This is a genomic window from Vibrio sp. 1078-1 (assembly GCF_033340475.1).
Genome location: NZ_JAWOWM010000005.1, coordinates 103,019 through 125,586 on the forward strand (window position 1 = coordinate 103,019; position 22,568 = coordinate 125,586).

Here is a 22,568-nt window from a genome sequence, read left to right on the forward strand (position 1 = left end):
TGGGTTTGCGAAATATCCAACAGCGCCTGTAAAGTGCATTAAAGTAGAAAAAATTTGCGAAAAAGTACTTGACGACATGGTTAAGAAGACACTTTTTTGTGTCTATGTGAATAAGAATTTCACTGTAAGACCCATGGCGCAAAGCCTGCAGAAACACCCCACTTTTTACCCCATTTAGTTATCCCAAAAGTTATCCACTGTTTTTGTGGATAACTAAAATAAAAGTGTCATGGAGTGTTCCAAACTTGATAACACTCGCTGCGATTAAGTGTTTACTGGCGTTAACAATCTTTTCAACAAACTCATCACTACAAGTGCCAACGTAACAAATGTTGCAAGCGGTAAAGCTATCCACAATTCGGGGTGAATTTGTGCATTGAGATCGAATCCATATGTCATGACTGCGGCCACACAAACTTCCGCAGCGAATACCGCAACACCACTAGCAATCAACGCCATAATTCCGTACTCGGCCCACAGGGTTGTGTTGATCCGTTTCTTACTTGAACCTAATGTGCGATACAAACGAATCTCTTGTTGGCGTTGGGACAAGCTTAACCTCAGTAGCGTAAAGATGAGCAGCAGACCAGCAACAACGCCTAAAAGAGCAAGGATGGTGATTGCTGATACGATTTGCTGAATCAAAGCCTGAATTTTCTCGCCCATAGTTCGGATATCTAAAACAGAGACCGTTGGGTGAGCACGTGACATTGACGTCAACAACGCTTCATTTCCTTCTTCAATCCTATAACTGATGAGGTAAGAACCAGGTAAATTAGCCATCACGTCAGATGAGAAAATAAAATAAAAGTTAGGCTTCATGTCACGCCATTCGACATAACGGATGGTATCTACTACTGTATCGTAATTCTGGCTGTTTATTACAAAGCGCAGCGTATCACCGAGTTTTATGCCTAAGTCATTTGCTACATCCGCTTCTACAGATACACTCCCTTTGTTTGTCCATTCACCCGAAAGCACATCATTATATTCTGGTAGGGTATCTCCCCATGTCAGGTTTAGCTCTCGACGTATCGCGTCAGAACCTTCTCCTTCGTAATCAATCTCTTTGACGTTTTGACCGTTAATCTCTGTTAGTCGTCCACGAATTATTGGATAAGCTTGTGACCGCGTAACTCCATTTTTATCTAGGGTTTCTAGGTAGTTATCGAGCTCATAATCACCAATGTTCAAAGCGAACACATTTGGCGCGTCTGCAGGTAAGGTTCTCTCCCAATCCGCGAGAATATCGCTGCGCACAAGCCAAATGATAGACAGCAACATCAAAGATAATGCCAAAGCACCAAACTGTAGGCCGCTGGTTACTGGCGTCCGGTTGATACGACTCAACGCAAGCTTCATTGCAGGATGGGTTGACACACGTGCAAACAGCTTTGTGAGTGTGACGCTAACTGCTGCGAGTACCACAAACAGTACCGCTATACCAGTGAGCACGATCCAAACTAAGGTGTTATCTGCATACAGTAAAAGCAGTGGAACAACGGGAACTAGAACAAGTAAACTTCGCTTCCAAGAACGTTGCGCTTTACCCTGCTGTAGCACTTCTAACGCGGGAGTTTTAATCAAGCCTAACAATGGTATACCGAGAGCAGGCACCGTAATCAAGACTGCTGAGATAAATGCCACCAACAATGGTGTGACGCCGTAACTAGGGAGTGGCTCGGGTAATAAGTCTTTGAGTGGAATGCGTAATAAATATTCCAGCCCGCTCCCTAACAATAGACCGACGACACTGGCACTAATGAGAAGGATTGTGACTTGAATAAATAACCACTTTTCAATCCATCGGCGGCTCGCACCAAGACTTTTCAACATCGCGATAGTTTGTGTCCGGCTGTTCACGTAATTTTGACAAGTAAGAACCAAGGTTGTCGCCGCCATAATGATGACAATTGCTACTGTCAACGACAGATACTGCGTCGTGCGTTCAAAAACCTCATTACTACGACTGGCAGTATCTTGCGTGCGCCAGCGATCGCTCGGAGAAAGCTGCGTATCATCTTGTAAGCTCTTTAGTGTTTTATCATCGGCTTGTAAAAATAGACGGTATTGAACTCGACTCCCAACTTGAATTGCTCCTGTTTTATCTACGTCACTTTGATGAATGTATGCAGAAGGCATTTGCTGAAATGGATTAAAGCTCAAGCCTGGTTCCATCAATACTGCGCCTGATACAGTAAACTCGGCATCGCCTATCGTGACACTGTCACCTGACTTTATGCTTAGTTGAGTCATAATCCGCTCATCAAGCCAGAGTTGGTTCTCTTTAACGCGACCGGCTGGATTATTTTCAAGAACGAGCTCTCCCATTAAAGGGTAATTATCATCCACCGCCCTTACAGAAATAAGCTGCATACCATTATCGCTAAATGCCATAGTGGCAAAGCGTGTCATCGTCGAACGTTCAAGGCTTTCAGTCGAGGCTAACAACGTGTCCGGAATGGGATTAGCAGACACAAACACCGCATCTGCCGTTAATGCATCCTTCCCTTGCTTGACGATCACCTGCTCCATTCGTTCTGCTAATGCAGAAAGCGCAAAGATACTCGCAATCACGAGAATAAGAGCAACGCTAATAGGCCAAAGGTTCCCCTGCCTTATTTCGCCGAAACTCCAACGTATCAAACTTTTATTCGGCGAGTGCTGTGTTGTACTGTTTTGCTCTGTGGATGTTGCTTCACTTGATGATACTGCAGACATTACATCTCCTCCTTAAGCTCACCCGCCTCCATACGATAAATACGGTCACATCGGCTTGCTAGATGACCATCGTGTGTTACTAAAATCAGAGTTGTCCCATGCTGTTCATTAAGATCGAATAGCAGCTCAATCACTTTGTCTGCGGTTTGATGGTCAAGATTGCCGGTAGGCTCGTCTGCGAACAACAGCTCAGGCTGTGTCATAAATGCACGCGCTAGCGCAACTCGCTGTTGTTCACCACCAGATAACTGGCTTGGTAGATGATCGACACGTTTTTCCAATCCAACAGCAGCTAACAATTCCGCTGCTCTTGCTTCATCTTCGGCTTCACCACGTAAAAGACAAGGAAGCGTGACATTACGTAATGCACTCAAACTCGGGATTAACAGGAAACTTTGGAAAACGAAACCTAAAGAGTCAGCCCGAATTTTCGCACGTGCTTCATCGTCCAGTTTTGATAATTCATGACCTAATAAAGTAATTTCGCCTGATGTCGGCGTATCAAGACCAGCTAGCAACGTCATCAATGTTGACTTACCTGCACCGGAAGTTCCGACGATGGCGATTTTTTCTCCTTTTCGGATGTCAACATTTACGTCTTTGAGGATTGTTAATTGTTCTTGATTAGTAGAGACTTGTTTAGAAACCAAATTGGCTTGAACAATAGGTGCATTAAGTACAGGTGTTTGCATGATTCGTATACTTTCCTTAGTTCTATTTTTTTGTTTTTCCGCTACTGCACATGCGAGCGAAAAGCTACTTGTCTTGGGTGATAGCTTGAGTGCAGGCTATCAGATGCCGATCGAAGAGAGTTGGCCTAGCTTACTCCCTGATGCGTTGTCAGAACATGGTCAAGATGTAACAGTTATTAATGCCAGCATTTCTGGCGATACCACTGGCAATGGCTTAGCACGGTTACCTCAGTTGCTAACTCAGCATAGCCCTGACATGGTACTTATTGAGTTAGGTGCCAACGATGGCCTAAGAGGTTTCCCTCCTAAACTTATTACGTCGAATCTTTCAAAAATGATTACCATGATAAAAGATTCTGGTGCGGACGTTGTCATGATGCAAATTCGGGTTCCGCCTAATTATGGTAAGCGCTATAGCGATATGTTTTACGATATCTACCCTAAGCTTGCACAGCATCAACAAGTTGCCTTGATGCCATTCTTCTTAGAGCATGTTGTCACCAAACCAGAATGGATGATGGATGATGGCCTTCACCCAAAACCAGATGCACAACCTTGGATCGCTGATTTCGTTGCTCAAGAATTAATTAAACATCTCTAATTTTAATGGTCTAGCTCAATAAGTTTTACGTAACTTTACGTTAATCTATTTTCAATTCCACTCATCGAGGATAGATAACAACATGCGAATAGAACCGTTAATTCAAGGTGTTGTTGCTCGCTCTGCGCACCCCAAAGGGTGTCATGCATCTATTAAAGAGCAAATTGAATACGTAAAGCACGCCCCACAGATCAAAAAAGGCCCAAAACGGGTTTTGATTATTGGTGCCTCCTCTGGTTTCGGCCTAGCGGCACGAATAGCCCTAACGTTCGGTGGCGCTAACGCCGATACCATTGGCGTCTCATTTGAGCGTGGCCCTTCAGAGAAAGGGGTTGGGAGTGCGGGTTGGTATAACAACGTCTTTTTTAAGCAAGAAGCAAATCAAGCCGGGCGTACCGCAATAAATATTGTTGGCGATGCATTCTCTGGTTCGGTGCGCAATCAAGTGATTGAAGCCATTGAAACGTACTTTGAGGGTGAAGTTGACTTAGTCATCTATAGCTTGGCAACCGGTGTTCGACCTAAACCTGAATCTGATGAGTTTTGGCGCAGTGTCATTAAACCTATTGGTGAACCTGTCACTGGCGCTTCTATCATGCTGGAGAACGATAAGTGGATAGAAACCACCTTAACGCCTGCAACAGAAGAGGAAGCCAATGCCACCATTAAAGTAATGGGCGGCGAAGACTGGGAAAGCTGGATTGACACACTCATCAATAACGACTCTATCGCAAACGGCTGCAAAACCATCGCCTTTTCTTACATGGGCCCTGACATTACGCACCCAATTTATCTCGATGGTACGTTAGGTCGAGCGAAAATCGATTTACACCAAACCAGTCATTCATTAAACCTCAAACTCGCCAACTTTGACGGCGGTGCTTACGCAACCGTGTGTAAGGCGTTGGTGACGAAAGCCAGTGTATTCATCCCTGCTCTAAGCCCTTACCTGTTAGCGCTTTATCGAGTGATGAAGGAAAAAGGTACTCACGAACGCTGTATTGAACAAATGCAGCGGCTGTTTACTACGAAGTTATACGATCAAGAGAAAGTGCCAGTTGATGGCGAACGCTTGATTCGAATAGATGACTTGGAACTTGAACCGCAAGTTCAACAAGAAGTCCACGCTCTTTTAGAACAAATGAATGCTGATAACTTTAAAGAGATTGGTGATTACCAAGGTTTCAAAGATGAATTTATGAAGCTCAATGGCTTTAACTTTAAAGATGTCGACTATTCGCAAGATATTTCTATTGAATCGTTAATGTCGCTTAAGCCTTGATGCTTGTTATCTGTTTCAAGGATGAGATATGTGACAACTATTCCTAGTCCTGAACACTTTTCAGGACTTTTTTTTGTTTCGAGCCCTAGCCACCCTATACTTAATTAAAAAGCGAGAACAAAATAGAGCAGTCTGCATTTTTAAATTCACAGGAAGTGAAACCACGTAAAGGATGACCTATATGGGGAGATTGCAAACATTAGACTACGAAATCCCTGAGTCTATGCGAAGAAGTTGGCAAGAAATCGTCAACTTACTGGCTCAAATAACACACGTACCCACCACATTAATTATGCGTATCCATCCGGATCGCATAGAAGTAAATACATCTAGCGAAACTCTAGGTAATCCTTATCGTACTGGCGATGCAGAGCAGCTTGGTAACGGTTTGTATTGCGAGCAAGTTATAGAACAGAAAGGCGAGCTTGTAATCCCCAATGCGCTTGAAGATGAAGAATGGCAAAATAACCCAGACATCAAACTAGGCATGATTTCTTATTGCGGCTTACCGCTATTCTGGCCAAATGGGGAGTCATTTGGAACAATCTGTATGCTTGACTCTGAGAGAAACGAGTACAACGATAGTTACCGTCAGTTGCTTGAAACTTTCAAAGATTCAATCGAAGCACAGCTTTCAGTTGTGTACCAACAACATAAACTTCAGCGACTTAACACCGAGCTAAAGAGTCGAATTGAAAATCGTACCACGGATTTAGCCCAGTTAAGTTACTCCTTAACACAAGAAATTGATCGCCGTAAAGCCGCGGAAAAACAAGTGAGCTACCAAAAAACACATGATCAGGGAACTGGATTTCTAAATCGTTCTGCACTTGAGAACATTGTCCAATACACCTTACAGTCCCTTGATAGTGATCAGCAATCGCTTGTGGTCATCAACATTGGTTTTAGTAACGCTCGCAGTATTCAGACCAGGCACGGGTTCGAGGTCTTTGACAACATTTTAAAAGAATTTCACTCCAGATTAACCAGACACGGTGCTAGCGGATTTATCACTGGTAGACCAAGTTCGAATGACATGGTTTTATTGATTTGGGGAGAGGATATTGAAGCTCGGTTAAATCAACTATTAGATGATATCACTAAAATTAGCGTAGATGGATTTGTCTTCAACAAAACAGAAATACATTTGCACACGTATATCGGTATAGTTCAAGCTTACAAAGATTGCAGCAATGCTAAGCGTATCCTTCAACATGCATGTTACGCGATGCTTCTATGTAAAGAATCCGGCGAACCTTTTAGTTATTTTAGAGAAAATCATTCGGCGGATCTCAATAGTCACAATGAACTGGAAAGTTACCTTTTACAAGCAGTGCGTAACGACGATTTAGTGTTGTACTTTCAACCTCAAGTAGACTCCAAAACACGTAAATGGATTGGCGCAGAAGCCTTGCTTCGTTGGAGACATCCAATACTTGGCGACGTTTCCAACGAAGCATTGATACATATGGCCGAACAAAACGGGCTTATCTTTGAAGTTGGCTCTTTTGTTCTGCGTACCGCGATAGACAAAGCGAAACAATGGTCTGAGTTAATCGATAACTTCAAAATTGCCGTCAACGTTTCTCCCATTCAATTACAAAACGTAAATTTTGCAGAACAAGTGCAACACCTACTCGACACTTTCCATTTGCCAGCACACTTTCTCGAACTCGAAGTAACCGAGAGCGCTCTAATTGCTGATGAAATAGTAGCACGCACAACGTTAAATAAGTTGCATAAACTAGGTGTGACATTGTCACTTGATGATTTTGGTACAGGATATGCTTCGTTCAGCTATTTAAAGAAATATCCGTTTGATGCCATCAAAATTGATAAAAGCTTCGTCCAGCAAATGGAAAAGTCAGATGATGATCGCGAGATCATTTGTTCAATCATACACATTGCAAAAAAACTGGAACTCCAAGTAGTGATCGAGGGCATTGAATCCCACCAACAAGAGCAGTTTCTTATTGGTGAGGGTTGTGATATCGGACAAGGTTTTCTTTATGGTAAACCTATGCCTTGTAATGAATTTGAGCAAAGTTTGTTTAATCAGCGCCTTTCTGGCGGGCAATACGCCTACTCTTCCTAAGCATTCTCTTTACTATGAGGGCGGTGGTTTCTATAATCGCCGCCCGCTTCTATTAAAAGGCCAATATCTTCATGGATCAGTTGACTGCCACGCTTAAGAAAATTGAAAAGCAGAACTACCGAGCTTATCAGCAAATCAAAGGTCAATACGACTTCACTGATTTCACTTTGTTTATCGATCATGTACAGGGTGACCCTTATGCATCGGCGTCACGTTTTCGTGCGACTCGCGCATGGTCTTTGACTGGTCTTGAGTGGCTAAGAGACGAGTCTCCTGCATTTCAAAGAGCGGCACGTGATTTTATTGCGCGTAGTTTTGAACAGTTTGCTAAACAAGAAAACTCAGTATCAATTTCACTGACAGGCCAAACTGTACTGGATAGCACCGCGGTGTTGTTTACTGAAGAAGGTATTGAACTGCGTTTTCGAGTTAACTTACCAGCCGAAGGTCGTTCAGTATTGGGGAAAAAAGCCAACAACATACTGACTTTCCACCTGCCTAAGTTTATCCGTCGAGCAACTTTAGAGCGTGAACTCGACAAAGCCGCTTTAATTAAGCACTGCCAAGTTGTTGAAGACCAAGATGCCCTACGAGAACAGTTAGAGGCCAATAACTTAGTCGCGTTTGTCGCAAACGGCAGTATTCTTCCTCGAATTGCAGGTAATTGCGACCTTCCAATGAAAGAAGCCGTTGAGTTTAAAGCCCCTGAATCTCTACAAGTCACTTTACATGCGCCAAACAAGGGCCATGTCACAGGATTAGGAATTCCAAAAGGTATCACACTGATTGTAGGTGGTGGCTTCCACGGTAAATCTACCTTATTAAATGCAATAGAGCGTTCAATTTACGATCATATTCCAGGAGATGGTCGCGAATACATTGTTGCCGATAACAAGGCTATGAAGATTCGTGCCGAAGATGGCCGATGCGTACACCACTTGAACCTATCAAACTACATCAACCATTTACCGATGGGTAAAGATACGGCGGACTTTTCTACTCAAGACGCATCAGGCTCAACGTCGCAAGCCGCTTGGCTTCAAGAGTCTATTGAAGCGGGTGCAAGCACATTATTGATTGATGAAGATACTTCTGCTACCAACTTCATGATTAGAGATGAGCGTATGCAGGCATTGGTGGCAAAAGGTGATGAGCCAATTACTCCTCTCGTCGACCGCATTGGTCAATTACGAGATGATCTTGATATCTCTACCATTATCGTTATGGGTGGGTCGGGCGACTACTTAGACGTTGCCGATACCGTCATTCAAATGCACGACTACCAAGCCGTTGATGTGACTGAAAAAGCGAAAGAAGTTATCGCTCAGCACCCTACTCAACGCCATAACGAGTCAGAAGAACGTTTACAGACCTTCCCACCTCGAGCACTGAACCGCGTTGCGTTGATGAATATTCTGACTGACGGCAAGTTCCGTGTGAATGCGAAAGGCAAAGAGTCACTTCGATTTGGTAAAGAGTTTACTGATCTTAGCGCTTTGGAACAGATAGAGTCAGCCGATGAAGTCAACACAATTGGCTGGTTATGGTTCCAAATTGCTCAACTTCCAGGTTGGTGTAATCATCCGGCGAAGGAGATTGAAGAAATGCTTTCTGGTGAGTGGCATGCCGCTCTTCCTAAGCAAGGCGACTTAGCCAAACCACGCACACTAGACGTTATGGCTGCCCTCAACCGCATGCGAAAATCTCAGTTTAAGTCATCATGCTAGTTTTGATACGCTGACAGAGACAGTTCAATCAAAAGGCAGCTATAGTTAGCTGCCTTCCTTTATCTTTATTCTTAGCGAATCATTCGTTTCTCAGTACATTCCACGCTTCACAAAGAACTCTAAATCTTTCTGCATCGCCATTTTCTCGATCAGGATGCCAACGAAGCGCGAGTTTTCGCCATTGTTTTCTAATTTCCGCAGGCGTAGCGTCAGTGTTAAGTTCAAATAGTGACAGTGCCTTTGTCTTATCTACGCTGGCTACTGACGAACCACCGATGAACTTTTGATAAGTTGTCCAAAATTCATTCAACAGTCGACGCACTTCATCTTCGTCCGCTTCGTAATTGCGCCAATCTAAGTAATACTCACGCAAAGGATCATGAATATCGATCTTATGCCTCAAAGCTTCCATCGAAGACATGAGCTGAATATCCATGGCTTCGACTTGAAGCCAGCTATCCGGATACAGAGTGTCTTGCAGTTGATATAATGCATTCATGATCAGGAAATTTCTTTTGAATAAATCCTTATCGGGAGAGTCGTCCAGCTTTGAAATATAACCTTGTTCACCCAACGAGCTTGCCAAGGTGTGCACTTTCCAATTAGAGGGCTGTTTTCTCAGAATTTCTAACATTGGCCAAAGCAGCGGATTTTCTATTGCATGAGGCTCAATACTATTGACAGTACGTTGTCCTTCCATTCATCCTCTCTGACACGAGTTTAGGGCCCCATTCACGGCACAAAAAACATAGTTTCCACTTTGTAGCATAAATGCAAAAAGGCCGATAGTCATTCACCATCGGCCTTTGTAAGGAGATCACGTAAAGGTTAAATAACCCCTAGCTCACGTAAACGTTCCATAAGGTAGCTATGTGCAGTGTAGCGCTCAGATAACACCACTTCCGGCTTTGGATGCAGGAACAACGGTAATGAGATACGTGACTTTTCTTGACGGCCACCCGTAGGGTTGATTACACGGTGAGTCGTTGAAGGGAAATAACCACCTGACGCTTCTTGAAGCATATCACCAATGTTGATGATTAAGTTCCCGAAGTCACATGGTACATCGATCCAATCACCCTCTTTACTCTTTACTTGCAGTCCAGGTTCATTAGCAGCAGGCAAAACCGTTAACAGGTTAATGTCTTCATGCGCAGCAGCACGAATAGCGCCTGGCTCTTCTTCGCCTGTCATCGGTGGGTAGTGAAGCACGCGTAGTAATGTTTTGTCACTGTTATTGATCATTTCTGACAACGCGATAGAGAACTTCTCTTGAACGTCCTTAGGTGCGTACGCTTCAACCCAGCCTAATAGCTCTTGAGCAAATGCATTGGCACGCTCGTAGTACTCTAAGATTTCAGCTTTAAGCTGCTCTGGGATCTGACCCCAAGGGTAAACATGAAAGTACTCTTTGATGTCTTTCACTTTGTGCCCTTTCGCCACTTCAGACACAGAAGGTGGGAAGTAGCCATCTTGGGTGTCTACGTTAAAGTGAAAATCATTCTTTTGTTCTGAACAGAAAAACTCATGCCAGTTTTTGTAAATTGACTCTACAAGCTCTTGTGGAATCGGGTGGTTTTTCAACACACCGAACCCCGTTTCGCGTAGAGAGGTAACGAACTGTTGAGCAGCATCGTCAGCAAGATAATCGACAGTTTCCAGTTTCATGGCTTTACTTCTTTTTTATTAGACTGAATCATGGATTCTATGGATGGGCATGTTGTAAATCAAACTTTAATGAAAAGTGCACGCGCAAACGTTTTAATGTTGAGCAGTTTGCCAATAAATCAACATTTTCAGTGATCAAAAAAACTATTAAAATACCAATTGCACACCGTTCAATTAAGTGCAATCATTAACACAATCTATGGAGTCCCACTGTAAGATAAATTGAAGGATCAAGTAACTCTATGAAAAGCACCTCAACACTCTTAGGATTAACGATTTTTTATGCCATCGTGTTTTTATTTTCAGCGTTGGAACCTAACTCACGTGCAGTTTGGTTTGCGGAGATTATCCCGGCGATTGGTATTCTTGTTGCTATTTGGGCGATTTCGATTCGCTATCAGTTCAGTAATACGGCTTACTTTTTAATGTTCATCTGGCTCTGTTTGCACACTATCGGTGCGAAATATACGTTCTCCGAAGTGCCGTTTGACTGGTTTAACGACATGATTGGTTCAGAGCGAAATAATTTTGATCGCGTTGCGCACTTTTCAATTGGCCTTTACGCATATCCGATCGCTGAATACTTGATAAACAAAAAACGGTTCAACAAAGCGTTCTCTTGCTGGTTTGCTTTGTTTGCTATCATGTCACTTGCTGCTGGCTATGAGATTATCGAATGGTGGTATGCGGAGTTGGCTGGTGGCGATGAGGGAATTGCCTTTCTGGGCTCGCAAGGTGACATATGGGACGCCCAGAAAGATATGTTGTGCGATACCGTTGGTGCAGTGTTGTCTTTATTCTTAATGTCGGCTCAACGTCGATTCTCTCAACCATTCTAAATAAGGGTTAAACCCATCAACAAGTGGAACCTGTACGATTTGAGCGACCTCGTATTCGTGCAGGTTTTCTATTTTCTCTTCCACCAATTCATAGAGCTCTCGACGAGTTTTGATCACCAGCAACCATTCGTTGTCAGTACAAATCTCCCCTTTCCACACATAGTGACTTTCAATAGGCATTGTTTGAATACACGCGGCTAATTGTGCATCTAGCAAACCTTTAATGATCTGATCTCGATTTTTTTCGTTGCTGGTTGTGCTTAACACCATGCAGTAGTCATGTTTTATACTCATTTTCTAGCCCTTCATTATTTCATTGTCACTTTGCTGCCAATCATTTTGTAAGCAGGCGTTCCTCTCACTAGGGTATCTCTTGCAAATTCTTGCCCGCAACTGGGACAGATGCATGGGGTTTGTGTGAAATCGTCAACAATGCGTTCTTTGAAGCACTTGACCAGTGCGCCTTTTCCGCCTTTACGGTACTTGAATAGTTGAGTTTTACACTTTGAGCAATAGATATCGACGGTTTTCGTCGGCTGCTTCTTATTCGGTTTCGCCATGGTTACTTTCTATATCCGGTTTGACCCATACATTATTAAAATCAAACCAACCTAAGGCATTACACTTTGCATTTTGTAACGCACCGCTGTGGTCTTTATTCACGCCTAGCCAACAGTGAAACATAGGAATCACCTGACAGCTTTTTACTAACTGTCGTCCTAGCTCACGCGCAGGAAAGTCTGTGTGCATCCCAGCACGCCATTGATCGACAAGTTTAGCCCATTCACTAAAATCGTAACCTGAACTGAACTTCTCAATATCACTGTAATCCAGGAGCCAGCCCGCCAACGCGTCATTTCGGTTCGTTGCAATGCCCATAGCTTTCACCCAGATATCCACTTCCTCCGGTGCGGGCGGTTGAGAATCATAACGAATAAACTCAACCTCTATACCGTGCGGTTTTAAGAGTGTCTTGATGGCCTTGGCAACTACTGGAAACATCGGATGCTTTTTCTGATACGCTACGGAAATTACCTTATTAGCCTGTGGTACGCTGCCCGCTTCTGCTGGCCTAAGATCAATCCAACCGGGCTTAAGGCCAAAGGCTTGCAATACTCCCAGTTCCATCACTTTATCTTGTGGGACATGCGCGTAAATCTGGTGACTGTTGAGGGTTTGCGAGAGGAACTCTGCCCAACGTGGATCTTTTGCAATCCCAGTGTTTTTGTTTAGTAATAGGAATGTACAGCCAGGGTCCAGCTCGACTTCATCGGATGAACCTTGTTTATCCATCTTCGGCTTTGACAGGCTTGGATAAACCATTGAAGAATAGGCTTCATCGATTACCCACACCTCCACTTGGTCAAGTAAAGGGCGAAAACCAAAGTAGCCATCAAAAGCAGTCAAAATAAGACGCTTATCATCATTCATTTTAACTTGGAACGGCCCTGTCCCTATCGGTTGTCTATCAAAGCTTTCAGAACGCAAAGCACTCGGTAGCAAAATTTTTGCTTGCGACTCACTCAGAGCCAGAGGCAGGTAGCGATCAGGACGGACGAGCTCAATATCAACGGTCCACTCTTGTGGTGAAGACACCCGCTTTATGTGAGAAAACAAGTTCAAGCCATTTAACGCAAGCATACTTTCAAGAACACAACTGGTTGTTAACGGTTCACCATTATGAAAGCGTACTCCACGACGAAGATAAAAACGCCAATGAGTATCAGAAATTGCTTCCCACGTGTGGGCTAAATCTGGTTGAAGTTGTTCATTTTCATCAAGGCGAGTGAGTCCGCTAAAAATTTGTCTGGCGATGTGCTGTTCAGAACGCCGCATCGGTTTCTGCGGGTTTAACATCGACAATGGTCGATAATAAGGCAAACGCACGACCTGCTCGCCCTGTCGATGCTGAAGCCCTAAATAACCTTGGATAACCTGCGTCAATCGTGCCGCATCGTTATCAAGCGCATCTAGAGCCTGACCGATTTTCCCTTCATCGAGATAACGCCTGGCGAGGTTTTCGCTGACATCGCTTCGATTACGTTTAAAAACGAGTTTCGAAAGTTTTCCTCGACCCGCTGCCGGATGCCACTCAATCCAGCCCTCTTCTTCAAGTTTATTTAGAACAATACGAGCATTACGACGTGTACAAAACAACGCTTCGGTGATGTCTTCGAGCTGAACGTCCGTATCGTGACCGGAAAATTTTTCAAACAGTGTTTCGAACTGAACACGTAAACGAGGGCTACTCATAAAGAGGAAATTCTTATCTTGTTGTCGATAAGCTAAGTTTCCTCATTTTTACCAAAAAGTGCAAACATCACACTATAAATTATTGAATATCGATACCAATTTCTCGCGAAAGTTCAGCCAGTTGTTCCTCGTTGTCCAGCTTGATAGACCATTTGCACTCTGCTCCATGAGATAAAACAACGTTCGCTCCTCTACCCAGCAACTGAATTGCATCGGTTTGCGCTTGCAAGGTTACCATTGCACTACCGGAGAGCTTAATCACTATTTCACGCTGGGTTGCAATGATTTTTCCTAATGAAAACTCAATCACCATCTTAGTTTATACCGACTTTGTTTTGTGTTGTTTCACAGCGATGGTCAAGCGACTGGTACACACTAAACGGCCTCGCTCATCAGTGATATCGATTTGCCACACTTGCGTTGAAATACCCAGATGAAGCGGTTTTGCCGTACCAATCACATGACCACTTCGCATGGCTCGCACATGGTTCGCGTTAATATCTAAACCGACGCAGTAGCTGCCCTCATCGACAGAGAAGTTTGCAGCCAATGAGCCTAATGTTTCTGCGAGCACGACTGATGCACCACCGTGAAGCATTCCTAAAGGTTGATGAGTAAAGCTGCATACGGGCATGGTTGCTGTAAGGGAGTCGTCAGTGAAATCTGTATATTTAATTTGTAGGTGCTCGATCAGGGTATTTTTTGACGTGGCATTCAGAATCTCTATGCTTACGGGCTTTTTCCATATACTCATTGTTTTACTCTTAGTTTCACAAACTGGTTTGTTAGGTTGTAACGACGTGCTAGGAAGCTAGCATAGACGCTACTTGGGCATAACTTCAAGACGTAACATCTCACCCTCTTTATTAATCAGATGAATAACTTGATCCATGCATCATGTTACTATTTGGGTATATACTATTGCTTCAAAACAAAAAATTAAATGGAGCCTGTTATGAAGGTATGGATGAAAGCCTCTGCTCTTTTAACTATCGCGGGTTTAACAGCGTGTAGCGCATCACCGACGGGTCGCAACCAGATCCTGATGTTTTCAGATCAGGAAATGTCATCGCTTGGCGCTAAATCTTTCGAACAAATGAAGAAAGATATCCCAATCAGCAAAGATCGCAAAACGAATGCCTACGTTCAATGCGTTGCCAAACACATCACTGACACCATTCCCGCTCAATCTGGATTTAAAGACTGGGAAGTCGTTGTTTTTGATAGTGAACAAGTCAATGCGTTTGCTCTACCAGGTGGGAAGATCGGCGTGTATACCGGGCTTTTAGATGTCGCGAAAAACCAAGATCAGTTGGCAACAGTTATTGGTCACGAAGTCGCTCACGTCCTCGCTGACCACAGTAATGAACGTCTTTCACAAAGTCAGTTAGCAAATGCCGGGTTGTCTCTAGCAAACGTTGCCATTGGAGCTTCCGAGTACAAACAGTATCAACAAATGACGATGGCGGCACTTGGTGTCGGTGTCCAATACGGTGTTATTTTGCCATACGGTCGTACTCAGGAATCTGAGGCTGATATTGTCGGGCTGGAATTCATGGCAAAAGCAGGTTTCGACCCACGTCAAAGTGTCGATTTATGGAAAAATATGAGTGCTGCATCAGGTGGTTCTCAACCACCTGAATTCTTCTCAACCCACCCATCGCACAGTACGCGCATTAAAGATTTACAAGCAACCATAAATAAGCTGCCTGCGTATAACGCGAAAGCACCAAGATGTGGCTAATTCATTGCTACTATCGTCTACTACTTAAGCTTGCCAAATAAAAAAGCTCCCTAGGGAGCTTTTAATGATTCTAATCAAGTGCCCAATATCTGTAGCGGCAAACTTAACAAACTATCTCCGAGAGTGGCAAAATACCAGATGATAGAAACAAAACCTCCGACAGAGACCAAGTACCAAGCCAGTGAGAATAGCTGCCCATAACGGGTTAATGGCAATAAATGGCTTTGATGTCGAGCTCTCCATTCCATCACCACTTCCAACATTCCCATTAACAATAAAAACCCTAGCAACGTCAGACCGAAATAGTAACTGATAAAAATGCCTAATAAAGCGGTCGCAATACTGCCAACTAACCCGACCCAAGTATTCATTGAAAAGGTAATACTTTTGAGCACATGGCCACCATCTAATGGTAAAATAGGCAGCAGATTAAATAGGTTTAGCAAGGCGTTAAACACAGCAAGCCCAGCGAAGATCACCTCACCAGTCATCCAATAAAGCAAAGTAAAAACAATACTAAGTACTAAACCGAAAAATGGTCCCATGATTGAGATAACCACATCCTGCCAGCGCGTGTTTATCTTTTCGTCACTTAGCGCCAAACCACCTAGGAATGGAATCAAATAGATTCCTTTGGTCTTCATTCCAAAATACTTCATCGCTCTAATGTGACCATATTCATGAAAAACCAAACAAGCGATCAACGCTAGCGCGAACTCGATGGAAAATAGCCAAGAATATGCAGCGAGACTTGCAGACGCTAACGCCACTTTAATAACTTTCGCACTTTTAAGTGCTTTCACCCCAAGAGATACGAGGCCTATTACACTTAAACGCTTTTCGGATGGTGGCGTAACTTCTGGCACTTGGCGCTCGATGTCTTTTTCATTTCGACAACCTTCATTGACGAGCTCACCGTTAATTGTGACCTTGTAACTCATTTCAAACGGTTGCCATGTTAAAGAACACTCTAAATGACAGTTCAGGATTTCCTCACCCGCAGAGAGCCTAAACTGGTGTAGACAAGTCTCTGCGGTATTGTCACTGGCATCGATTTGAGACACCAACGTATTATCCCAATATAACTGCTGCCACCCAGCCATCGATCCTTCGAGCCTTAGCGAACGACCTAAAAATTCAACATTCAGTAATTCCAATGCGGTTCCTATTGCGTCTATTGAATAACTACATAGCGAGCGCGAATTATGCCTGTGAAGTGAAGAAACAGCAAAGCGAGCTATCTCTTGATTTGATCGTTATTTAACTATAAAGCTCGCAAAACAATTCTGGTCGTACCATTCTCTTCAAAAATATAAAGATAATACATGCCCTTACAAGCCATCGTTTGACCTATGCATCATATTTAAAACGCAAAATACGCTCAAACTTTGACAAGTTATTAAACATACAATTAACATTACATTTACATCATCGTTGTATTTCGCGTATTAACAATTGGTGTAAGTACCACACAACAATTACAAGGACTTCGGTCCAGCATTATGACACCCTAGGAGGGTCAAGGATGAACAAGAAGCACTGCTCTCTGCTTACAATTTCAATATTGTTTGCGTGTAATGCCCACTCAGCGGGCTTCCAGGTAGCTGAACATTCGGCATCTGGTCTTGGTCGAGCATTTTCAGGTGAAGGGGCTGTCGCAGATAATGCCAGCGTCCTTGCTCGTAACCCTGCAGCAATGACACTTTTCAAAGAAGCTCAATTTTCGGGCGCGTTATCTATCATCGACCCTGAAGTCGATGTGTACGACACTGTAAACAATGAACACGCGAAAGATGTCGCTCCTTTACAGATCGTGCCAGCAGGTTATTACATCAGCCCTATCAATGATAACTGGGCTTGGGGTATCGGTATGTTCACAACATACGGTGTTGCTACCGACTATCCAAATGATATTTCCGCAGGTGATATGGCGGGTGACACTTCCCTACTTTCAGTAAACATCAACCCTAATGTCGCTTACCGTATCAACGAGTCTTTCAGTGTCGGTGGTGGTATCAACCTCGTATACGCTGAAGCAGAGCTGACTCGTCACAAAGGCGCACTCGCCGGTATTTTAGGTGGTAATAAGTCCGATAACCTTGTCGGCATGGAAGGCGAAACTTTCGCTTGGGGTTGGAATGTCGGCGCTTTATTTGAGCTAAATGAAAACAACCGTTTTGGCTTTGGCTACCGCTCTAAGGTTGATCTAGATTTTGATGACGGTGAGTTTAGTAGTTACGACTCTGGTCGAGCTTCATCACCAAAAGTGGATGGCCGTTTAAAAATCTCTCTTCCTTCAATTATCGAATTATCGGCTTTCCATCAATTGAATGAACAATGGGCTGTACATTACGGCTGGCAACAAACCGACTGGAGCACATTTAAAGAACTAAAAGCGACCAGTAACGAATGTAATGACGGAGTATGTTTCTTTAAACCTGAGAAATATGAAGACAACAATCGCTACTCCATTGGTGCAACTTACATACTTAATACAGACTGGACATTCCGTGCAGGCTTTGCGTACGACGAACAAGCAGGTGAAGCGACATTGAGTATCCCTGACAGTGACCGTTTTTGGTACAGCGCGGGCCTAACTTACGCAATGAGTGAGAATTTAACTTTCGATGCAGGCTTTGCACTTGTTAAGAGTAAATCAGGCTCTTTCACTGAGACAAATGCTCTGGGTGAAGAGATTAAGTTTGACTCAGAAGGTACTGCTTACATCAGCGCGGTACAGATGAACTACACCTTCAAATAATGGGATTACGGAGTAAACCAATGAAACACACGTTTAAATTATCAATGCTTTGTTCTGCAATCCTTCTTGCTGGTTGTGGTGATGATACCTCCAGCTCTGGTACTTCCGACAAAGTTCAATTTGAAGATGAAGTCCAAGCATTGCTTGATCGCGAAACATCCATCAGTTTTACGCTTCAAGGAGCGAACGCAGATGTACCGGCACCGTCTTACTTATTAATGGACACAAGCGATGGTACGCTTGGTCTGCCAACTGATGGCGATGATGCTTTAACCAACCCTAGAGCCTCGATGAATACGATGGATGGATGGTCAACGTCTATGCCAATCGTTCTGAACTTTAAAGGCGATGGTTTTGCAACGGGCATGTTGCCGTCTGGTGTTAAAGTCATCAAGATTAACCAACGCTTAACCGAGTGGGACGGTAAATCTAACCCAATCGAAGAGGTACTCGTTCAGAATCAGGACTACGTAGTTCAAGCAAAAGGTAACTCTCTATACGTCCAGTTCTTGGCTGCACTTGATGAGTCAAGCGAGTACATTTTTGCGGTTACACAAGATGTTACTGACGTGAATGGTGAGCCAATTGGTACATCAGCAAGTTATGCGACTGGTAAATCGAAAGAAATCGTTTATGAAACTGGCGACCTTGCTTCTGTTCAAGCAGTCACTCAGGCGGTTGAAGGCATTTTTGGTATCGCCAAAGTAAACCCTAACGACATCGTTTACTCCTCATGGTTCAGTACCCAGTCTGTAGGTGATACGTTAGCGGCAGTCAAAGGAGTAACCGCTACTGGTTTTTCTACCGGCGCAAACACACTAAATACCGTTTACAAAAATGACTCAAACGAAGGTTCAGTTGACTTATCAACGGCCTACACAATAACGCTCGGTGAAACCCAAGACTTTAGCACTGCGCTAGACTCTGACGATGACTTTAGTAAATACATTAGCGATCAAGACGCAGCTAAAACGGCAATTAAAGGCCTTTACATGCAATCAGGTGCCGATGTAAGCGTGACACAAGGTGTGGTAAGACTGCCTCATTACCTGGAAAAAGGCGCAAGCTGGAACATGCAACCAATGGTATCTGCGATGCCAAGCCTAGCGAAGCTAAGCGCAGCATTAGCGGATCCGAACGAGCAAGCAAACATGGTTCAGCAGCTATCAACAGGCGTTTTTGCAAATGATCCTGTTGATGTGACAAAGCTTGCTACAGATCCTACAGAGCAGCTAAAACTTGTTGGAGCTAAGCTTACTCTTATCGATGGTACCCAGCTTGATAGTGAGCGTATCATAACTCGCTACTCGCCTGTTCCCGTAGTGAAATCGGTTGAAGATGTCGAAGTACTGGTCTTCACACCTAAATCTGGCGTCGCGACAGACGTTGTGATTTATCAACACGGCATCACCTCAGCGAAAGAGAATGCGTACGCGTTCGCGTTCAATATGGTAAAAGCAGGTGTGGCAGTTATCGCTATTGACTTACCTATTCATGGTACGCGCAGCTTAGATGAACAACGTTCCGCAAATGCGAATGTACTGGCTTATCTAAATCTTTCCAACTTAGCCGTTGCGCGTGACAACCTACGTCAAAGTGTTCTGGATGTGTTAGGTTTGCGCGCTAGCTTGGTAGTATCTGCTCAAGGCGGTCTTTTAGCTGGAGGTCCTCTGCAAGGCTTCAACCCAATGACGGGTTCAAAGGTCAAAATGCTAGGTCATTCACTTGGCGGTATTGTAGCTACATCTGCCGTCGCAGCAGCAAACAATACATTGGGCAGCCCTACTGCCGATGCGCTGTACACCTTTAGTTCTGCATCAGTACAGAACTCTGGTGGACAAATTGGTAATTTGTTATTGGGTTCAGACAATTACGGCCCTCAGATCAAACATAACCTCGCTTATGCAGCATCAAAAGACTATGCGACTTACGCTGATGCATCATGTGCGGATCTAGAAGATAAAACATGTTACGAAGCATTTGAGGCTGCGGCAACGGAAGCTCAAGTAGCAGCGCTAGAAGCAGGTTTCTCACAATTTATCTATGCAGCACAGACTACACTAGACACTGTCGATCCGTTCACAAACGCTTCAGATTTAGTGGCATCTGGTTCGCTAACGACACCATTCTTTATGACAGAAGTGGATGGCGATAGCACAGTACCAAACAGCGTTCCAAATGCACCATTCGCGGGTACTGAACCGCTTGCTAATAAGCTAGGGTTGAAGACTGTGAACAGTACGGACACTGATGTGAATGCAACTGCGAGCTTTGTACAGTTTAATGCTACTGCATCGCACAGTACTTTTGCTTCGCCAAATGGCACTCTGTCTGATATTGATCATCATGTAGAGATGCAGATGGAAAACACTGACTTCTTAATGGATGACACACTAACAGGTGTCACTAACACTTCTGTTTTGAAGTAATCGCAACACCCTTCCTGCCAAAGCCCAGTTTCTACTGGGCTTTTTCATTTCAATTCTATTCAAACCCACTCATATTTCCTCTGCTATAGTTAAATCGATGTCTTTGCCTAACTCACTTGTTTAAAAGGAAAACTCTATGCGCGTATTGACTGTTATTGCCACTGTATTACTTCTTTCTGCATGCGGAAGTAGCCAATATCTGATGTCGACAAATGAAGGGAAAATTATTACCTCTTACGGTAAACCAGACCTGAACGAGGAAACGGGTATGTACGAGTATGAAGACATGGATGGTAAAGAAATGAGTATTTCAAAAGAGCAAATTGTCCAGATTGTCGAACGTTAACGACAGGCCCTCTGTAAATTAGAGGGCTATGTTCTAGCCACCCTCTCTCTACATTTACCTCTTTTAGGCTTGTAATCGTTGTAGAAATTGACACAACTAATTCATAAGCCAAAACAATTAATAGTGTCTTTTATACTTCCGTATTATTTATTTAGCGAATATTTTACATCTTCACCTTAATCAGGTTGGAGTATTGTAAAATCTAGTCTTTAATTCGCTAACACCCTTTTATTTCTCAGGATAAAGTGGATAATACCGCCACAAAATAACATTACTAAGGTGAGTCCTTATGTCTATTGAAGCTACTCTGCTTGCGCGCTGCGAGTCAAAATGTGAACTGTGTTCTTCTGAATCTCAACTAACTGCATACGCTGTCCCACCTCACGGTAATGTGACGGTTGATACTGCCATCATGGTTTGTGATAAGTGTCTGGGTGAGATCGATGAGCCAAAAGACATTAACCACTGGCGTTGTCTAAACGAAAGCATGTGGAGCCAGGTTCCTGCTGTACAAGTGACTGCATGGCGCCAACTCACTCGCCTAAACACAGAAAGCTGGGCTCAAGATGCTCTTGACATGATGTACATGGAAGAAGAGCAAATGAACTGGGCAATGAAAGGGATGTCTGCTGACGATAAAACGGTTGACTGTAACGGCACTGAACTTAAGAAAGGTGACGATGTAACAGTAATTAAAGACCTACCAGTAAAAGGCACTAACCAAGTAATCAAACAAGGTACAGTGATTCGTGGTATTAGCCTTGGCGATGATCCAAAGCTAGTTTCGGGTAAGGCAAATGGTGGTCAGTCGATGTACGTGATCGCAGAATACTGCCGCAAGAAGTAATATCGCACTTCAGTCATGTCAAAACGGGGCACCAATGGTGCCCCGTTTTTCTATACAACACTTAATCTACTCTCATGTCTACCTCCTCTAGAGTGTTTCTTTTCTAGGGCGTAGGTTGAGTAGGCATGTTTTACAAATAAAAAAATACCGGCTCATAGGCCGGTATTTCTTACACTATTTCAATATTAACGGTACATACCGATGTCTTTTTGAATATGTGCTGACAAGTCTTCTGCGTAGTAACTGCGTGGCGCAGTGTTATCTACAAATAGAATGTCCAGTAAGTGAGCAATCAGTCCTTTGAAGTTAACCGCGTAGGTTTTCTTATCCATAGAGGTTGGTAAAGCTACATTTGTCATTTGCATTGCTTGTGCCATGATTGCCTCTCTTTAAAAGCAGTAGTCTGTTTAGTTGGTTGTATATTAGTCAGTTTCTTATTGTTTAAGAAATGACAAATTTTACCCATTCAAATTAGAATTTCTAATAAAACAAACTCATTACAAAACTCAAAAATACAAATGAATAATAACGGCATAAATAATCACAATTGCTGTAATTACATT

21 protein-coding genes are annotated in these 22,568 nt (G+C 43.5%); 10 read left to right on the forward strand and 11 right to left on the reverse strand.

Annotated elements, in window-relative coordinates:
- Positions 1 to 264: 264 nt before the first annotated feature.
- The gene (locus R7190_RS12780; RefSeq protein WP_318137549.1) at positions 265 to 2,721 is read right to left on the reverse strand and encodes an ABC transporter permease; all 2,457 of its coding nucleotides are present in this window, start codon (positions 2,719 to 2,721) and stop codon (positions 265 to 267) included.
- Positions 2,721 to 3,413: an ABC transporter ATP-binding protein gene (locus R7190_RS12785; protein ID WP_047101137.1), complete on the reverse strand. Its 693-nt coding sequence runs from the start codon at positions 3,411 to 3,413 to the stop codon at positions 2,721 to 2,723. The genes R7190_RS12780 and R7190_RS12785 overlap by 1 nt, the downstream gene beginning before the upstream one ends.
- Between R7190_RS12785 and tesA the strand changes: the two genes are divergently transcribed.
- From tesA to R7190_RS12805, 4 genes are all read left to right on the forward strand, one after another.
- Positions 3,412 to 4,014: a multifunctional acyl-CoA thioesterase I/protease I/lysophospholipase L1 gene (gene tesA / locus R7190_RS12790; protein ID WP_005376324.1), complete on the forward strand. Its 603-nt coding sequence runs from the start codon at positions 3,412 to 3,414 to the stop codon at positions 4,012 to 4,014. The genes R7190_RS12785 and tesA overlap by 2 nt on opposite strands.
- 82 nt (positions 4,015 to 4,096) lie before the next feature.
- Positions 4,097 to 5,296 carry an enoyl-ACP reductase FabV gene (gene fabV, locus R7190_RS12795; RefSeq protein WP_186585314.1) on the forward strand — a complete coding sequence of 400 codons (1,200 nt, stop codon included), beginning with the start codon at positions 4,097 to 4,099 and terminating at the stop codon, positions 5,294 to 5,296.
- Positions 5,297 to 5,477: 181 nt separating this feature from the next.
- Positions 5,478 to 7,391 (forward strand): sensor domain-containing phosphodiesterase, encoded by a 1,914-nt coding sequence (locus R7190_RS12800; RefSeq protein WP_017821934.1) that lies wholly within the window; start codon positions 5,478 to 5,480, stop codon positions 7,389 to 7,391.
- A 71-nt stretch (positions 7,392 to 7,462) separates the two neighbouring features.
- Positions 7,463 to 9,118 (forward strand): ABC-ATPase domain-containing protein, encoded by a 1,656-nt coding sequence (locus R7190_RS12805; protein ID WP_017821933.1) that lies wholly within the window; start codon positions 7,463 to 7,465, stop codon positions 9,116 to 9,118.
- A 79-nt stretch (positions 9,119 to 9,197) separates the two neighbouring features.
- On the opposite strand, the gene R7190_RS12810 is transcribed toward R7190_RS12805, so the two are convergent.
- The gene (locus R7190_RS12810) at positions 9,198 to 9,818 is read right to left on the reverse strand and encodes a DNA-J related domain-containing protein (RefSeq protein WP_005376328.1); all 621 of its coding nucleotides are present in this window, start codon (positions 9,816 to 9,818) and stop codon (positions 9,198 to 9,200) included.
- A 128-nt stretch (positions 9,819 to 9,946) separates the two neighbouring features.
- Complete coding sequence (locus R7190_RS12815; RefSeq protein ID WP_005386285.1) at positions 9,947 to 10,786, reverse strand: isopenicillin N synthase family dioxygenase; 840 nt, start codon at positions 10,784 to 10,786, stop codon at positions 9,947 to 9,949.
- 242 nt (positions 10,787 to 11,028) lie between these two features.
- On the opposite strand from R7190_RS12815, the gene R7190_RS12820 reads away from it, so the two are divergent.
- Positions 11,029 to 11,625 carry a DUF2238 domain-containing protein gene (locus R7190_RS12820; RefSeq protein WP_005376330.1) on the forward strand — a complete coding sequence of 199 codons (597 nt, stop codon included), beginning with the start codon at positions 11,029 to 11,031 and terminating at the stop codon, positions 11,623 to 11,625.
- Here the strand turns inward: R7190_RS12820 and cutA are convergent.
- From cutA to R7190_RS12845, 5 genes are all read right to left on the reverse strand, one after another.
- Positions 11,587 to 11,919: a divalent-cation tolerance protein CutA gene (cutA, locus tag R7190_RS12825; RefSeq protein ID WP_186585316.1), complete on the reverse strand. Its 333-nt coding sequence runs from the start codon at positions 11,917 to 11,919 to the stop codon at positions 11,587 to 11,589. The genes R7190_RS12820 and cutA overlap by 39 nt on opposite strands.
- 14 nt (positions 11,920 to 11,933) lie before the next feature.
- The gene (locus R7190_RS12830; protein ID WP_186585318.1) at positions 11,934 to 12,185 is read right to left on the reverse strand and encodes a hypothetical protein; all 252 of its coding nucleotides are present in this window, start codon (positions 12,183 to 12,185) and stop codon (positions 11,934 to 11,936) included.
- Positions 12,169 to 13,878 carry an SgrR family transcriptional regulator gene (locus R7190_RS12835; RefSeq protein ID WP_186585320.1) on the reverse strand — a complete coding sequence of 570 codons (1,710 nt, stop codon included), beginning with the start codon at positions 13,876 to 13,878 and terminating at the stop codon, positions 12,169 to 12,171. The genes R7190_RS12830 and R7190_RS12835 overlap by 17 nt, the downstream gene beginning before the upstream one ends.
- A gap of 79 nt (positions 13,879 to 13,957) precedes the next feature.
- A complete protein-coding gene (locus tag R7190_RS12840; RefSeq protein WP_005376338.1) occupies positions 13,958 to 14,191 on the reverse strand; it encodes a DUF3389 domain-containing protein in 234 nt (77 codons plus the stop codon).
- A 6-nt stretch (positions 14,192 to 14,197) separates the two neighbouring features.
- Positions 14,198 to 14,632, reverse strand: a complete 435-nt coding sequence (locus tag R7190_RS12845) for a hotdog fold thioesterase (RefSeq protein WP_005376340.1) — start codon at positions 14,630 to 14,632, stop codon at positions 14,198 to 14,200.
- A 201-nt stretch (positions 14,633 to 14,833) separates the two neighbouring features.
- On the opposite strand from R7190_RS12845, the gene R7190_RS12850 reads away from it, so the two are divergent.
- Positions 14,834 to 15,622 carry a M48 family metallopeptidase gene (locus tag R7190_RS12850; RefSeq protein ID WP_017634168.1) on the forward strand — a complete coding sequence of 263 codons (789 nt, stop codon included), beginning with the start codon at positions 14,834 to 14,836 and terminating at the stop codon, positions 15,620 to 15,622.
- A gap of 74 nt (positions 15,623 to 15,696) precedes the next feature.
- On the opposite strand, the gene R7190_RS12855 is transcribed toward R7190_RS12850, so the two are convergent.
- Positions 15,697 to 16,725 (reverse strand): site-2 protease family protein, encoded by a 1,029-nt coding sequence (locus R7190_RS12855; protein ID WP_225477855.1) that lies wholly within the window; start codon positions 16,723 to 16,725, stop codon positions 15,697 to 15,699.
- Positions 16,726 to 17,147: 422 nt separating this feature from the next.
- On the opposite strand from R7190_RS12855, the gene R7190_RS12860 reads away from it, so the two are divergent.
- From R7190_RS12860 to R7190_RS12875, 4 genes are all read left to right on the forward strand, one after another.
- Complete coding sequence (locus tag R7190_RS12860; RefSeq protein ID WP_005376347.1) at positions 17,148 to 18,383, forward strand: outer membrane protein transport protein; 1,236 nt, start codon at positions 17,148 to 17,150, stop codon at positions 18,381 to 18,383.
- 20 nt (positions 18,384 to 18,403) lie between these two features.
- The gene (locus R7190_RS12865) at positions 18,404 to 20,812 is read left to right on the forward strand and encodes a VolA/Pla-1 family phospholipase (RefSeq protein WP_186585324.1); all 2,409 of its coding nucleotides are present in this window, start codon (positions 18,404 to 18,406) and stop codon (positions 20,810 to 20,812) included.
- A 136-nt stretch (positions 20,813 to 20,948) separates the two neighbouring features.
- On the forward strand, positions 20,949 to 21,158 hold the full coding sequence (locus R7190_RS12870) for a YgdI/YgdR family lipoprotein (protein ID WP_017634171.1): 210 nt from the start codon (positions 20,949 to 20,951) through the stop codon (positions 21,156 to 21,158).
- Between the two features lie 289 nt (positions 21,159 to 21,447).
- The gene (locus R7190_RS12875) at positions 21,448 to 22,005 is read left to right on the forward strand and encodes a PhnA domain-containing protein (RefSeq protein ID WP_005376350.1); all 558 of its coding nucleotides are present in this window, start codon (positions 21,448 to 21,450) and stop codon (positions 22,003 to 22,005) included.
- 185 nt (positions 22,006 to 22,190) lie between these two features.
- Here the strand turns inward: R7190_RS12875 and R7190_RS12880 are convergent, their stop codons facing one another.
- Entirely contained in the window at positions 22,191 to 22,382 is a 192-nt protein-coding gene (locus tag R7190_RS12880; RefSeq protein WP_005376351.1) for a hypothetical protein, read from the reverse strand.
- Positions 22,383 to 22,568 lie beyond the last annotated feature (186 nt).

Excerpts from the sequence above, each read along its gene's own strand:
- R7190_RS12815 (WP_005386285.1), bottom strand. The coding sequence starts at position 10,786 with ATGAAACTGGAAACTGTCGATTATCTTGCTGACGATGCTGCTCAACAG.
- R7190_RS12875 (WP_005376350.1), top strand. The coding sequence starts at position 21,448 with ATGTCTATTGAAGCTACTCTGCTTGCGCGCTGCGAGTCAAAATGTGAA.
- fabV (WP_186585314.1), top strand. The coding sequence starts at position 4,097 with ATGCGAATAGAACCGTTAATTCAAGGTGTTGTTGCTCGCTCTGCGCAC.
- R7190_RS12855 (WP_225477855.1), bottom strand. The coding sequence starts at position 16,725 with ATGGCTGGGTGGCAGCAGTTATATTGGGATAATACGTTGGTGTCTCAA.
- R7190_RS12805 (WP_017821933.1), top strand. The coding sequence starts at position 7,463 with ATGGATCAGTTGACTGCCACGCTTAAGAAAATTGAAAAGCAGAACTAC.
- R7190_RS12830 (WP_186585318.1), bottom strand. The coding sequence starts at position 12,185 with ATGGCGAAACCGAATAAGAAGCAGCCGACGAAAACCGTCGATATCTAT.
- R7190_RS12835 (WP_186585320.1), bottom strand. The coding sequence starts at position 13,878 with ATGAGTAGCCCTCGTTTACGTGTTCAGTTCGAAACACTGTTTGAAAAA.
- R7190_RS12785 (WP_047101137.1), bottom strand. The coding sequence starts at position 3,413 with ATGCAAACACCTGTACTTAATGCACCTATTGTTCAAGCCAATTTGGTT.
- R7190_RS12800 (WP_017821934.1), top strand. The coding sequence starts at position 5,478 with ATGGGGAGATTGCAAACATTAGACTACGAAATCCCTGAGTCTATGCGA.
- R7190_RS12810 (WP_005376328.1), bottom strand. The coding sequence starts at position 9,818 with ATGGAAGGACAACGTACTGTCAATAGTATTGAGCCTCATGCAATAGAA.
- R7190_RS12865 (WP_186585324.1), top strand. The coding sequence starts at position 18,404 with ATGAAACACACGTTTAAATTATCAATGCTTTGTTCTGCAATCCTTCTT.
- R7190_RS12880 (WP_005376351.1), bottom strand. The coding sequence starts at position 22,382 with ATGGCACAAGCAATGCAAATGACAAATGTAGCTTTACCAACCTCTATG.
- R7190_RS12850 (WP_017634168.1), top strand. The coding sequence starts at position 14,834 with ATGAAGGTATGGATGAAAGCCTCTGCTCTTTTAACTATCGCGGGTTTA.
- cutA (WP_186585316.1), bottom strand. The coding sequence starts at position 11,919 with ATGAGTATAAAACATGACTACTGCATGGTGTTAAGCACAACCAGCAAC.
- R7190_RS12870 (WP_017634171.1), top strand. The coding sequence starts at position 20,949 with ATGCGCGTATTGACTGTTATTGCCACTGTATTACTTCTTTCTGCATGC.
- R7190_RS12860 (WP_005376347.1), top strand. The coding sequence starts at position 17,148 with ATGAACAAGAAGCACTGCTCTCTGCTTACAATTTCAATATTGTTTGCG.
- R7190_RS12780 (WP_318137549.1), bottom strand. The coding sequence starts at position 2,721 with ATGTCTGCAGTATCATCAAGTGAAGCAACATCCACAGAGCAAAACAGT.
- R7190_RS12840 (WP_005376338.1), bottom strand. The coding sequence starts at position 14,191 with ATGGTGATTGAGTTTTCATTAGGAAAAATCATTGCAACCCAGCGTGAA.
- R7190_RS12845 (WP_005376340.1), bottom strand. The coding sequence starts at position 14,632 with ATGAGTATATGGAAAAAGCCCGTAAGCATAGAGATTCTGAATGCCACG.
- R7190_RS12820 (WP_005376330.1), top strand. The coding sequence starts at position 11,029 with ATGAAAAGCACCTCAACACTCTTAGGATTAACGATTTTTTATGCCATC.
- tesA (WP_005376324.1), top strand. The coding sequence starts at position 3,412 with ATGATTCGTATACTTTCCTTAGTTCTATTTTTTTGTTTTTCCGCTACT.